This is a genomic window from Candidatus Thermoplasmatota archaeon, assembly GCA_029907305.1.
Lineage (GTDB): Archaea > Thermoplasmatota > E2 > DHVEG-1 > DHVEG-1 > JARYMC01.
The window spans coordinates 1-12,162 of sequence record JARYMC010000043.1 but is presented as its reverse complement, the minus strand read 5'-3'; the positions used below and the strand labels follow the sequence as shown (position 1 = coordinate 12,162).

The 12,162-nt window shown below is 36.0% G+C and carries 15 protein-coding genes; 7 read left to right on the top strand and 8 right to left on the bottom strand.

All coding sequences use genetic code 11. The features are described from left to right. Together thsB and QHH19_04380 are read right to left on the bottom strand one after the other, a co-directional pair. The coding region (thsB, locus tag QHH19_04385) for a thermosome subunit beta (GenBank protein MDH7517563.1) at positions 1-1,162 on the bottom strand (1,162 nt) is incomplete at its 3' end. A gap of 107 nt (positions 1,163-1,269) precedes the next feature. Then, entirely contained in the window at positions 1,270-1,788 is a 519-nt protein-coding gene (locus QHH19_04380) for an Hsp20/alpha crystallin family protein (GenBank protein MDH7517562.1), read from the bottom strand. Between the two features lie 193 nt (positions 1,789-1,981). Here QHH19_04380 and QHH19_04375 point away from each other — a divergent pair, with 193 nt between their 5' ends. The 4 genes from QHH19_04375 (at position 1,982) to QHH19_04360 (ending at position 5,278) form a co-directional block, all read left to right on the top strand. Next, positions 1,982-2,392 carry a helix-turn-helix domain-containing protein gene (locus tag QHH19_04375; protein MDH7517561.1) on the top strand — a complete coding sequence of 137 codons (411 nt, stop codon included), beginning with the start codon at positions 1,982-1,984 and terminating at the stop codon, positions 2,390-2,392. 40 nt (positions 2,393-2,432) lie between these two features. Beyond that, positions 2,433-2,984 carry an Hsp20/alpha crystallin family protein gene (locus QHH19_04370; GenBank protein MDH7517560.1) on the top strand — a complete coding sequence of 184 codons (552 nt, stop codon included), beginning with the start codon at positions 2,433-2,435 and terminating at the stop codon, positions 2,982-2,984. 101 nt (positions 2,985-3,085) lie between these two features. After that, entirely contained in the window at positions 3,086-4,588 is a 1,503-nt protein-coding gene (locus QHH19_04365) for a radical SAM protein (GenBank protein MDH7517559.1), read from the top strand. A gap of 411 nt (positions 4,589-4,999) precedes the next feature. Next, positions 5,000-5,278 (top strand): 2TM domain-containing protein, encoded by a 279-nt coding sequence (locus QHH19_04360; protein ID MDH7517558.1) that lies wholly within the window; start codon positions 5,000-5,002, stop codon positions 5,276-5,278. Positions 5,279-5,312: 34 nt separating this feature from the next. On the opposite strand, the gene QHH19_04355 is transcribed toward QHH19_04360, so the two are convergent. Next, positions 5,313-5,654, bottom strand: coding sequence for a hypothetical protein (locus QHH19_04355; protein ID MDH7517557.1), 342 nt, complete (start codon positions 5,652-5,654; stop codon positions 5,313-5,315). A gap of 115 nt (positions 5,655-5,769) precedes the next feature. Between QHH19_04355 and QHH19_04350 the strand changes: the two genes are divergently transcribed. Next, on the top strand, positions 5,770-6,432 hold the full coding sequence (locus tag QHH19_04350; GenBank protein MDH7517556.1) for a small multi-drug export protein: 663 nt from the start codon (positions 5,770-5,772) through the stop codon (positions 6,430-6,432). A gap of 8 nt (positions 6,433-6,440) precedes the next feature. Here QHH19_04350 and QHH19_04345 read toward each other — a convergent pair whose 3' ends face one another. Together QHH19_04345 and QHH19_04340 are read right to left on the bottom strand one after the other, a co-directional pair. Continuing rightward, a complete protein-coding gene (locus tag QHH19_04345; GenBank protein MDH7517555.1) occupies positions 6,441-7,409 on the bottom strand; it encodes a DUF3362 domain-containing protein in 969 nt (322 codons plus the stop codon). Position 7,410: 1 nt separating this feature from the next. Then, positions 7,411-8,031 (bottom strand): hypothetical protein, encoded by a 621-nt coding sequence (locus QHH19_04340; protein MDH7517554.1) that lies wholly within the window; start codon positions 8,029-8,031, stop codon positions 7,411-7,413. A 96-nt stretch (positions 8,032-8,127) separates the two neighbouring features. Here QHH19_04340 and surE point away from each other — a divergent pair, with 96 nt between their 5' ends. Next, positions 8,128-8,910: a 5'/3'-nucleotidase SurE gene (surE, locus tag QHH19_04335; GenBank protein MDH7517553.1), complete on the top strand. Its 783-nt coding sequence runs from the start codon at positions 8,128-8,130 to the stop codon at positions 8,908-8,910. Here surE and QHH19_04330 read toward each other — a convergent pair. The 3 genes from QHH19_04330 to QHH19_04320 form a co-directional block, all read right to left on the bottom strand. Beyond that, complete coding sequence (locus tag QHH19_04330; GenBank protein ID MDH7517552.1) at positions 8,900-9,325, bottom strand: hypothetical protein; 426 nt, start codon at positions 9,323-9,325, stop codon at positions 8,900-8,902. The two genes, surE and QHH19_04330, sit on opposite strands and share 11 nt — an antisense overlap. 14 nt (positions 9,326-9,339) lie before the next feature. Further along, positions 9,340-9,894, bottom strand: a complete 555-nt coding sequence (locus tag QHH19_04325) for a hypothetical protein (protein ID MDH7517551.1) — start codon at positions 9,892-9,894, stop codon at positions 9,340-9,342. 200 nt (positions 9,895-10,094) lie between these two features. Next, positions 10,095-10,433, bottom strand: coding sequence for a nascent polypeptide-associated complex protein (locus QHH19_04320; protein ID MDH7517550.1), 339 nt, complete (start codon positions 10,431-10,433; stop codon positions 10,095-10,097). Between the two features lie 80 nt (positions 10,434-10,513). Between QHH19_04320 and QHH19_04315 the strand changes: the two genes are divergently transcribed. Then, a complete protein-coding gene (locus tag QHH19_04315) occupies positions 10,514-12,028 on the top strand; it encodes an NAD(P)H-hydrate dehydratase (protein MDH7517549.1) in 1,515 nt (504 codons plus the stop codon). Positions 12,029-12,162: the final 134 nt, after the last annotated feature.

Genomic DNA, 12,162 nt, shown 5'->3' with positions numbered 1-12,162 from the left:
GCTCTAGCTCATCAACAACATGCTCTGTTCCACCACGTATCAGTATTGAGACTGCTTTCGGGTTTTTACACTCGGTTACAAATGTCATCTTGTCCTCGCCGAATTTTCTTTCTTCAACTAACCCTGCGTACCCAAGATCCTTTGGTGATAAATCATCTAGGCTTGCTACAATCCTTGCACCTGTTGCTTTAGCTAGTTTCTCCATGTCACTTTCTTTAGCTCTTCTAACAGCATATATCCCTTCCTTTGCTAGGAAATGCTGGGCGAGATCATCGATACCTTTCTGGCATATCAAGACGTTTGCACCACTGTTTTTTACTTTATCTACCATCTTCTTTATCATAGCTTCTTCTTCGTCTAGGAATGCTTGTAGCTGCGATGGGTCTCGTATCTCTATCTTCGCATCAACCTCTGTTTTCTTCACCTCAAGGGCTGCGTTGACAAGAGCAATTTTTGCTTTGTTCACTTGCTTTGGCATACCATCATGTACACGTTCTTTGTCTAGGATTATACCCTTTATTATCTCTGTATCCTGTATTGTTCCACCTTGTTTCTTCTGGATTTGAATGTTGTCAAGATCAACGATGGTTTTTCCGTCAACTTCTTCTGCTACACTTGTTGCTGCATCGACTACAATGTTTGCCAATAGTTCTCTTGATCCACTTGCACCCTTGCTTGCCATCGATGTAATCGCGATGTTCCTCAATGTTTTTCTATCTCCTTTAACAATTGGCATTGCGAGGTCCTCAAGTATCTCAGTTGCTTTTTCTGCTGCAAGTTTATATCCTCTGCATATCACTGTTGGATGGATGTTTTGGTTCAAGAGTTCCTCAGCTGATTTTAACAACTCTCCGGTGAGAATCACCGCTGTTGTTGTTCCATCGCCGCATTCTTCATCTTGTGCTTTTGCAACCTCAACAATCATCTTTGCAGCAGGATGCTCAACATCGATCTCTTTTAGGATTGTAGCACCATCGTTTGTGATTACTACATCCCCCATTGAGTCAACGAGCATCTTGTCCATACCTTTTGGACCCAGTGTTGACTTCACTGCGTCTGATATTGCTCTTGCTGCCATTATGTTGTTGGTTTGTGCTCCTCTACCTTTTTCACGGGTTGTTCCTTCTTTCAATATTATTACAGGTTGTTGACCACCCATCATATCTTATCTACCTCCTTTTTATTTTTAAAAATTATAGAATGACCTCCCCCTCTATAATAGGAGAGAAAGGTCATTCATCGTTTAGGTATCAGATTTTTTAATCTCCTTCATTTGATTTTTACTTTTGTTGCTCTGTATTCTGGTTTTGGTTCAACTTTCGGTAGTTTAAGGGTCAGTAGTCCGTCTTTCATTTCAGCTTCGACACTGTCTGTTTTCAGCTCCTCTGGTAATTCTAGGTATCTGTAAAAACTGGTGCTGCTGCGTTCTCGTCTGAGCCAGTTTTTGTGTTTTTCTTCCTCGCTGGTTTCCTGTTTTGCTGAGATTTCAACAGCATTTGGTGTGACTTGTATGTCTATGTTGTCTTTTGGGATACCAGGTATTTCCAGTGTCATCTCATATCGATTTCCTAGGTCTGCGACATCCATAGTGGGTGTTCGAATATCGCTGAATGGGCTGATCATGGTACTAGATGGTCCCCAGAATAGTTCGTCGAAGTTTGATCTAAATCTATCGAATAACCGATCTATTTCTGACCAGAGTTCCGCTGGTCTTCGTTGTATGATTTCTTCTTTTTTTTCTGTTGGTCGTAGAGCTAGTTTGTCTTTTCTATCTCTTATTATGGCCATAGCTTATCTACCTCCTTTTCGTTTAAAATTTATTATTTTTGTTTTCTTTAAATTATCAAAACTATAATACATTAATCTATTTAAATATTTTTCTATTTAGTTTGTATTTTTAAATTTTAGTCAATCTAAAATAAACTAAATTATAAACTTATTGCAAAAAATTTATATGCAGATATAACATTATGAACCTACTATGACAGATCAAATAATCATAAAAAAGATAGAACTCCCAGCTGCTGGCAATCTTAACGATGACATCGATTACATATGCAAATCATTTGGGTATTTCACAGAAAGAGACAAAAAAGACACAGCAGGCAGAATATTCCAACTACTTGTAAAAGAAGCTTGTGGAAGCGAAAAAGGGTTGACAAGTGATGAAATCGCTCGACGTTTAAATCTAACACGTGGTGCAATCGTTCACCATCTCAATAATTTCATATCAACAGGAGTAGTTGTAAGAGCTCGTAACATGTATCATCTTAGAGCGCAGAGTCTACAAAAAAGCATAGAAGAAATCAAAGAAGACATTGATAGAATCATTGCTCAAATGCTAAAAATAGCAAGTGAAATAGATTCAAGACTAGGAAATCCCTATAGATAATATAATAATATCAAACATTAATAAAGGGGGGATTAATAATATGAGTTTATTTGATGACGATGCTGGTTGGAGACGAAGAAAAAACCCATTTGATTTTTTTGATACCGATGACGAGTTTGAGCGCATATCCCGTCAAATAGAACATATTATGAATCGGATCTTCAGGGAGTTTAATTATAACTGGATAAAACCAGGGTCATCTTTTATCCATGGTTTTAACATCCACATAGGACCTGATGGAAGACCACATATTGAACAATTTGGTAACCGACCATTGAAGAAATCAGATGGAGAACATGTAATTTCTGATGAAAGAGAACCACTAACAGATATAATAGAGGGTAATGAGGATGTAGCAGTCACTGTTGAGATACCTGGCGTTGAAAAAGAAGATATTGATGTGAACGTGACAGAACAAGGTTTAGAAATCAAGGTTGATAATCCTCAGCGTAAATATTACAAACATATTGATTTCCCATGTGATGTTCTTCCTAAAACAACAAAGGCAACTTATAAGAACGGTGTGCTTGATATAATTATAAAAAGAAAGGAACGGAAAAAAGACGAAGGGTACCGAGTGGAAATTGAATAAAAATCTGATATATTGCATAATAAAAAATTGTTAGTTATAATGTTAGTTGAACATTTCGTAGGAAGTGATAGGATGTATAATCCATTAAGGTGGGAGAGAGCATGGTCAAGGTTGTTTTAACCGCGGATCAGACTTTGCTCTCAGACTATAATGACCATGTTTTTCTTGGTTTTGCTGCATGTGCCCCAAGGATTATTTCAGAGTGGTTGTATACAAAAATTTTTTGTCCACCTGTAGAAGATGAAGAGAATGGCCAAATTAAGTATGCTCATTGTGGGCAAAGGAAAATCGAAGCAGCGTTGCTTGCAAACGGGTTTAGTGATCAGGATATCGCAGTTGTTCGCCCAGAGAATCTAAAAAATGTGGTGGATAAAGATACTAGGGTATTGGGTATTACGACGCATGACCCACTAGGGTTAGGTCCTGCTTCAACGACGTTTAGTGATTTGATTAACAAAGAAACATACACCGCTATTTTTTTTAAAAAACTTGTATCTGATCCAGTAATTAAGAAATATAATCTGAAAGTTATTGTTGGGGGCTCAGGTGCTTGGCAACTAACCGATCATCGTATTATGGCAAAATATGGGATTGATTGTGTGGTTGTGGGTGAGGGAGAGATTACCGCGGTTGATATTATACATAAAGCATTGAACAATGAACCTATTCCTCCAGTTGTTCAAGGTGAGGTTGTTCCTCTAGATCAGATTCCCCTGATTCGCCATCCTACGATTAATGGTATCATCGAGATATGTCGTGGATGCGGTCGTGGGTGTCGTTTTTGTAATCCGACGATGTTGAATTATCGGTGTCAACCACTTGATTACATCCTCAGAGAAGCACGCATTAATGTTGAGGCTGGTAATGGCGTGTTGTTCCATGCTGAAGATGTTTTGCGGTATAAAACAAAAGGTTTTATCCCAAATGAAAATGAAGTGATTCGGCTTTTTACCGAGGTGAAGAAACTAACAAATCGTATTGGTATCAGTCATTTTGCACATGCCTCTGTTGCATCTAATCCTGGTCTCATTGAAAAAATATCTGAGGTGGTGGAGACAGGATCGAAAACCTGTCCTTTTATGAGTGGGCAGGTTGGCATTGAGAGTGGGTCGCCTCGATTGGTCGAGATGTATATGAAAGGGAAGGCAAAACCTTTTAAACCAGAGGAATGGCCTGAGATGGTTGTTAACAGCCATCAGATCCTTAATGATAACCTTTGGGTTCCTGTGAACACGATGATCATGGGTCTCCCAGGTGAAACATCTGATGATGTTCGGAAATCAATTGAGTTGGTTCATAGTCTCTCAGATTATAGGTCGTTGATTATACCCTTGTTTTTCATCCCAATTGGAAATTTGAAAGATCAAAGTCGGTTTTTTAGAACGAAGGATATGTGTGCTGAGCACTGGCAGCTTCTTGCTGCTTGCATTCGCCATAGTATCAAATGGTCGTCTGCGCTCGCAGATGAAAATCTTACATCAACAGATATGAAATTATGGAAGAAGGCTGCGATAAAGCAGGTGATCCAAATCTTTGACAGGCGGTTATCCCCATATTTGAAAATGATGGATGAAGGTATTAACCCGATAACACAAAATACATGACCCAACAATTTTGGTTGGATAACAATAACAGAAAAATAATCGATTAAATTTATGCGATATCCTCTCTCGTGTATACAAACAAAATAAAGGCTAGGTTGCCTTCTGATTTTAAAAAGGCTCTTATAGAAAATAAGGGGGTATAAAGTAATTTTTCAAAAATTTGCTAAATAGTTATAGTAATATGTATATTTTGGTTGGGTAAATGGTGCAAAGACAGAAGAAACAACAAATAATATCGAAGGTTGTTAAACATTCATCTAACAATAAAAAACCAGGGATATAATATAAAACAAATAAAATATAACTAAGAATAAGAATTTTTATAAAAACATCTACATCCAGATTTAGGCGTGTTATTTAGAAAATATTAATTAAAAGATGTTATATCACAATGTTGGAGGAAAAAAGTATATGACTGATGATAAAGAATTAATGGAAATAGCAAGAAAACGAGTAAAAGACAAAGCTGGTTTTTATGTTCATTTTGCTTGTTATATCATGGTGAATCTGTCATTATTCATATTTTATAGATCGATTATTTCAGAAAATGTTAATTTAATTCCGATACTCTTTGGTCCTTTATTTGGGTGGGGAGTTGGTGTAGTTGCACATTTCATCTCAGTGTTTGCTGGAGAGACAGAAGAAAAAGTTCAGAAAGAATACAAAAAACTGAAAGAACAACAAAAATAATCTAGTAAAGATAAAACTATACTTGTTAATTTTATTATTTCCACCGTCGGACTCTCATCCTAACAATGGGATCTCTTGATATTTCATGTATCTTATCTGCTAATTTTCGGAAACCCTCAGTGGTGTTTATGTTAAAAGTCCCAAGCGTTATTCCTCTGTTATTCACTAATCGTATATCACCTGGTTTACCTTCAAATGGCTCTACCTCTTTAATTAATTGTATTTCTTTAGTAATTTCCATTTTGCTTAAATCATGTTGAAGTTGTTTCTCCAATAAATCAGATACAAAAGCAGAGCGATCACCCATAATGTTTTGTTCATCTATTTTTTCTACCATCTCAAGAGGTAGTTCCAAAAATATTATCTTCTTTTCCATAAAAACAAAAATGTGTTTGTAAATATATTAATTTTTAGTTTAAAACTTTGTTTTAAAATAAATTTTTTTAGGGATAAAATTGAAAAGCAGTTGATGATTCTCTAAAAGAAGATTCATGAACTATAAAAAAAATAAACTATTAAAAAATTTCAAAAAATCCGAATCCGCTATAGTACACATTAAAGAGATATTAGGTTTTGGAGCGATCCTGTTAATTGGTGCTATATACTTTTATTCAGTTTATATAACTTTAACATCAGAACAACAAAAATGGTTTTCAGCTCTCACAGCAACATATTTCATACCACCAGCTGGCAAAGAAACAATCATACTAATAGGTTTAAGGGCAGGGCTACCTGCGCCCATATGGGGATTAAGCATATGGGTTTATGATGCCCTTGCATGTGTAGTTATACTAACAAACTGGTGGGTGATAGAACTCCTCATAAATCACATCCCAGCATTCCCATTCATCGGCATAAGAAAAACAAAACCTCGTATTTACAAGAAAAAGGTTTCACTTAAACTATGGTATGATAAGCTGCATAAAAAAACTCATGAAATAGAAGCAAAAAAATACGGTAAAATACTGCCAGTCGCACTATGGGTTTTTATGTTCATACCATTTCAGGGAACTGGTGCGATGTCAACAACAATCATAGGAACATGGCTGGGTTTAAAGTATAGAGAAATCTTTTTGATCGTAGCAATAGGCTCACTTTTATCTATAGTTTTTATGGTTTTAGCCTACTATGGTTTCTTGAGAATCTTGGGATAAAGTAATATCTATTTGTGCTGGGTTTTTTGAAGCTCTAGCATGATTCTCTTCATCTTCTTTTTTGTATTATAATCATAGACCACATCAACTTTTTCCCCTGTGTGTGGGTTCATGCCTGTCCAGTACATACAAGATGACACAGTCATGGGTGTTGGTGTAAACAACTGGAACTGCTCTATGTTTACAAGTTTCTTTTCTTTAATTATGTCACGTAAAAACAACACCTCCTCGATATTATCACCTGGGTGTCCTATCATAAAATAGTACCTCAAAGATTGTTTTTTCTTCGCATTTATCTCTGTGAAAAAAGACAGGAACTCATCAAACCTTGTGTTATCCTTGTTCATTAAAGTAACAACTTTTTTTGAAAAATGCTCAGGCGCTATTTTCAGACAACCAGAGATATGATGGTCTGATATTTCCCTGATGTATTCTTTACTCTCCAACGCTAAATCGTATCTAATTCCGCTTCTAATAAAAATTTTTTTGATACCAGGTATTTTTCTTGCTTTTCTCAGCAAAGCAATAAGTCTTTTATGGGTTTTATCAAGCTCTGGGCATACAATACATTTTGTTTTACACAGATGCTCTGTTTTATTAGAAGACGCACGTTTACATTCCATACCATACATGTTTGATGAAGGACCAACTAGATCATCTATGTAGCCTTTGAAATCAGGGTGTTTTGTAAGATTTTTTATTTCCATGAGTATGTTTTCCTCTGATCTTGATATGATTTTTTCACCTTGATGGAACGCGAGAGAACAAAAATTACATGAGCCTATGCATCCTCTGTGTGTCACGACAGAGAATTTACCCATCTCCAAAAGAGATTTAGGATGCATCCTTCTAGTGTAGTTCAGCGAATAAATCCAGTCAAGATCTTCTGTTGTATAGGTTGGGTATTTGTATTGTAAAACATAATTGTTTGTGTATTCCTGCACAAGGTTTTTGTTGTTTGAAAAACCTTTTTGCATCTCACAAAACTTTTTTTATCTTCAACAACCTGTTTAAAAGATGGTAGCATCTCAAAAGACCGGTCAAATTCTTTGCTAATAATACATGTACCCTTGATTCCATTAAGTTCTTCCCCTTTTTTAGTCGCTCTGTGATTTCCAGTATCTGTTTTTCTCCGCTGCCATAAACCAGTATGTTTGCTCGCGAATCAAAAAGTATGCTACGTCTTATGTTGTTGTCCCAATAGTCGTAATGAGCAAAACGCCGGATGAAAGCCTCTATACCACCTATAACAATAGGTGTTTTTGACTTGAAATATTCCTTTATCTTGTTACAATATACAATAACTGCTCGATCTGGGAGTTTTGTTGCAGAACTGTATCTATCTTCAACTCGTTTTCTTTTAAGCGGTGTATAGTTATGCACCATGCTATCTATGGAGCCGGATGTTACACCAAAACACAACCTAGGATTACCTAATTTTGTGTAATGTTCTTTGGCCTCTGGTTTTTCTATAATACCAACTCTATAACCTTTTGCATCCAACACCTTTGCTATAACACCAACTGGTGACAATGGATGGTCATCATAGTATTCCCCTGTGATTAGTATTATGTCAAAATCATTACCTTTTTTTTGCAATCATAGTTGTTTCAACTTATAACACTCCAGCTATTTAAAGCTAATAAAATGTAAAACAGGAAAGATTCATTAATCTCTTTCTTTTTTTCGTTGTCGATGACAGACATACTCCTGACAAACGATGATGGATACAAATCAGCAGGTTTTTTACCTTTACTTAAAGAGTTGTCAAAAGAGTTTTCAGTAGTTACTGTTACACCAGATAAAGAAAAAAGCTGGGTTGGAAAAGCAGTTACAACAAAAAAACCATTGAAACTAAAAAAAGTAAAACTAAAAGGTTTTGATATTTTCACCATAAATGGAACCCCAGCTGATTGTGTTCAGATAGGTTTGTATAATGTTTTAGATTATCTGCCAAAAATGGTTGTTTCAGGGATTAACCAGGGATCAAATGTTGGGCATGCGCGCATTCTAAGCTCTGGAACAGTTGGTGCAACAATGGAGGCAGCCATAGAAGGTGTTAAGGCATTAGCCTCTTCCTTGAGAATACCACGTGAGATTAAAAAAACCCTTGACCTATTTGATGAAAAGAACTATGTTGTATTTGAAAACGCTGCTAAAATAACAGCGAAATTAACAAAGATGCTAATTGATAAAGAATTTGATGATGTTGACCTATTCTCAGCTAATATACCTTTTAACGTTTCACTTGATGCCGAGATTGAGATAACCAAACCTTTCAAAAAACCTTATGGTAAATTATTTTATGAACAAGGAGACGAGCTTATTCTCAGAACACCTAACCTGGATTTTGTAGATCTACAGGATGGTACTGATCTTAAGGCTATTAGTGAAGGTAAAGTATCTCTGACACCAATAAATCTATCCTTATTTAAAGAGGGATCTACAGAGCAGATTAAAAAACTTATTAAGATATGAAAAAGAAGGCTATAGCAACAATAGCATACACACTAATTAGTTGTGCTCCCTCCAGCCAATTACATCTACCATCTGCTGAAAGATAATTAACTATCAATACCCCTAAAACCAATGCTATCAACTCAAATAATGTAAACTCTAGAGTAAAACCAAAACCAAACAATATGCTTACCAACATCAAAATAGGTACCACGAACAATGCAATTTGAATAGCACTACTAAGTCCTATTTCTATAGAGACATCTAACTTATTTTTAAGAGCGAAGTTAATAGCTGTTGCATTTTCTGATATATTTGTAATTATAGCGATTACAATTATCCCAATGAATGTTTGCATTCCTGCTGTTTCAGCAATTACGCTGATTGAGTGGACGAGAAACTCTGATTCTACTGCAGCTACTATGAAGGTTATCAAAAGGGTTAAAGACGCTATTTTTTAGTCATTGTTGGTTTTTCTTTAGTATCTCTTATTTCATCGCTTGCATCAAACAAATCTCTATGTGTTTTTAGAGAAAAAACTAGATCCGCTATGTATATAAATGCCATTACTATTGCAACAGCAACACTGATAATAGAGATATTAGAGTTCATGCCAGGGTTAACAAATGCGTATATGCTTGGGATCGCTAAACCTGCAACAACAATAATTAGCATAGTAGATGAAACAGTTACTGTTTCATTGTTGAAAGTCTGATGTTTATATCGCAAACTACCAAAAAATATACTCAAACCTACCAGAAGCAAAATGTTACCTATTATGCTACCTATCATGGATGCTTGTACAACCCTTATTAAACCGTTTTGAAGCGCAAATATTGCGATGATCAACTCTATAGAATTACCAAATGTAGCAGAGATAAGACCACTTATTGTAGGGTTGGTTTGAAGAGTTATCTGTGTAGTAGAGTAACCCATGATGCGAGCTATAGGGATGATAGCAAAAATTGATGTTATAAAAGTTAAGGTTTTGTCTGATGTAAACAACGCAAAGTAATAACTAATTGGTATGAAAACAAGTAAAAGATAGAAAGTTTTGCCGATTCTTAGTCTCTGAGCAATCGCTTTTAAAACAGGGGGAGAATAGATATTTTTTTGAGTGCATCACGCCTAACAACCATGCACTCTGAATTCAAATAATAGCTCTATAAATGTTTCGAATAATAGGATGTGATAGGAGAAACGCTTTATTTTTTAAGTCTCAGTATAGCCTCAGCTATGTCACCCTTGGTTTCCTCCAAGGCTTTTTTTGCTTCTTTCTCTGATTTACCTGTTTGCTCCATAACAAGTTTAACGTCATCCTGTGGTATCTCTTCTTTCCTTTCTAGTATCTTTGGTTTACCTATGATTTGATAGGTTGTTTGCCCTTGAGCATCCATCATTGTTACATCAGGTTTTTCAAAAACGTATTCCTTCGTATCCGTCTGTATTGTCACTTTCTTGACGTTCTCTATCTCTCTTACGTTTATCCCAAGTCTACGCATCATCTGGTTTAGCTGCCTAGGATTAATGTTTCCAGGTATCATAACTTATCATTTCTCCAAACAGGTTTTTTTGTTATTTTTGCGAAGCATATATAGCTATATTATTGTTTAACATTTTTGGTATGATCAACAGCAAAGAGGTTAAAGTGCTTGATAGGAACTCTGAGTACTATGGTGTTCCAACATCGACTCTGATGGAAAACGCTGGCAAAGGCGTCGCAGATTTTATTACTAGACAACTTCACCTAAAAAACAAGAGGATACTGGTTTTTTGTGGTACTGGGAATAATGGCGGTGACGGTTTTGTTGCTGCTAGATACCTCTCAAACTATTATGATGTAACCGTTTTTTTAACTGGTAAAGAAAATGAGATTAAAACAGACATCTCAAAAGATAATTTCAAGAAGCTTAAAAAAATGAAGATAAAAACCTATGATATAGGTTCACTGAAAATAGTTGATAAACTTTTGTTTAAAACCGATGTCGTTGTTGATTCAATGCTCGGCGTAGGTTTATCAGGGGAACTAAAAGAACCTTATCTGTCTCTCGTAAAAAAAATAAACAAAGCTAAAAAAACAGTTGTTTCAGTTGATGTACCCACTGGTCTTGGGTGTAAAACTGCAGTTAAACCTAGTTATACAGTTACTTTCCACGATATAAAGAAAGGTATGAATGAGGAGAACAGCGGTAAAATCAAGGTTGTTGATATTGGTGTACCAAAGAAGGCTGTTGACTATGTTGGCCCAGGGGAGCTGATAACATATTATCCAATACCAAAACAGGATTCTCATAAGGGTGACAACGGCAGGGTTCTGGTTGTTGGTGGCGGCCCATACATTGGTGCCCCTGCATTGTCTGGTCTTGCCGCGCTCCGCACAGGATGCGACCTTGTTTTTATCCTAACACCAAAAAGAGTTGCTAGGGCAATCACCTCGTTTTCCCCCCTATTTATTACACCTGAAAGACTCGCAAAAGATGTAGCTATGCTTTCACCTAATTTGATTGTTAGAGAGCTTAGCAGTGAGGATCATCTTGTTGCTGAGGATTTTGAGATTATCGAGGAGTATCTTCCAAAGGTTGATACAGTTGTTATAGGCCCAGGTCTTGGTTCTGATAAATCAACAAAAGATGCGATTGAGAGGATTATTTCTAGATGCGCTAGGATGAACAAGAGTATGGTTATTGATGCTGATGCTATACAGGTTGTTGGAAAAAAACCAGCTATTGTTAGATACTCTAGTACTGTTATAACACCTCATGCTGGTGAATTCAAAGAGCTTACAAAAGTAAAACTAGATATTAATCTATTGAACAGAAAAAAGAAAGTTGAGGAATGGGCTAAAAAACTGGGTGTCACTATTCTTTTCAAGGGACCTGTTGACATTATTAGTGATGGAAACAGAACAAAGCTGAATGATATCCATAACAGGGCTATGACAGTTGGTGGAACAGGTGATGTACTAGCTGGTATTGTTGGCGGATTGTTGTCTAAGGGAGTTGAACCTTTTAACGCAGCACGGATTGGAGCTTTTTTAAATGGTTCTGCTGGCAACAAAGCTTTTGAGAAAAAATCTTATGGTTTGGTTGCTACTGACATTATTGATGAGATACCCAACGTGTTGAAAGAATACCTTTAGTTTTTTTTATGAATTTGGTATAAAATTGGGAAAAGATTTAATAACATTTTTTTGATACAGTACTTCGGAAAGTACAATCGTAAATATTTTTAACCTATAACTTCATTGATTTTTTTGGGAAGATAGGATGAGAA

Coding starts and splice junctions, on each gene's coding strand:
- QHH19_04380 (MDH7517562.1), bottom strand. CDS start 1,788: ATGGCCATAATAAGAGATAGAAAAGACAAACTAGCTCTACGACCAACA.
- QHH19_04375 (MDH7517561.1), top strand. CDS start 1,982: ATGACAGATCAAATAATCATAAAAAAGATAGAACTCCCAGCTGCTGGC.
- QHH19_04370 (MDH7517560.1), top strand. CDS start 2,433: ATGAGTTTATTTGATGACGATGCTGGTTGGAGACGAAGAAAAAACCCA.
- QHH19_04365 (MDH7517559.1), top strand. CDS start 3,086: ATGGTCAAGGTTGTTTTAACCGCGGATCAGACTTTGCTCTCAGACTAT.
- QHH19_04360 (MDH7517558.1), top strand. CDS start 5,000: ATGACTGATGATAAAGAATTAATGGAAATAGCAAGAAAACGAGTAAAA.
- QHH19_04355 (MDH7517557.1), bottom strand. CDS start 5,654: ATGGAAAAGAAGATAATATTTTTGGAACTACCTCTTGAGATGGTAGAA.
- QHH19_04350 (MDH7517556.1), top strand. CDS start 5,770: ATGAACTATAAAAAAAATAAACTATTAAAAAATTTCAAAAAATCCGAA.
- QHH19_04345 (MDH7517555.1), bottom strand. CDS start 7,409: ATGCAAAAAGGTTTTTCAAACAACAAAAACCTTGTGCAGGAATACACA.
- surE (MDH7517553.1), top strand. CDS start 8,128: ATGACAGACATACTCCTGACAAACGATGATGGATACAAATCAGCAGGT.
- QHH19_04320 (MDH7517550.1), bottom strand. CDS start 10,433: ATGATACCTGGAAACATTAATCCTAGGCAGCTAAACCAGATGATGCGT.
- QHH19_04315 (MDH7517549.1), top strand. CDS start 10,514: ATGATCAACAGCAAAGAGGTTAAAGTGCTTGATAGGAACTCTGAGTAC.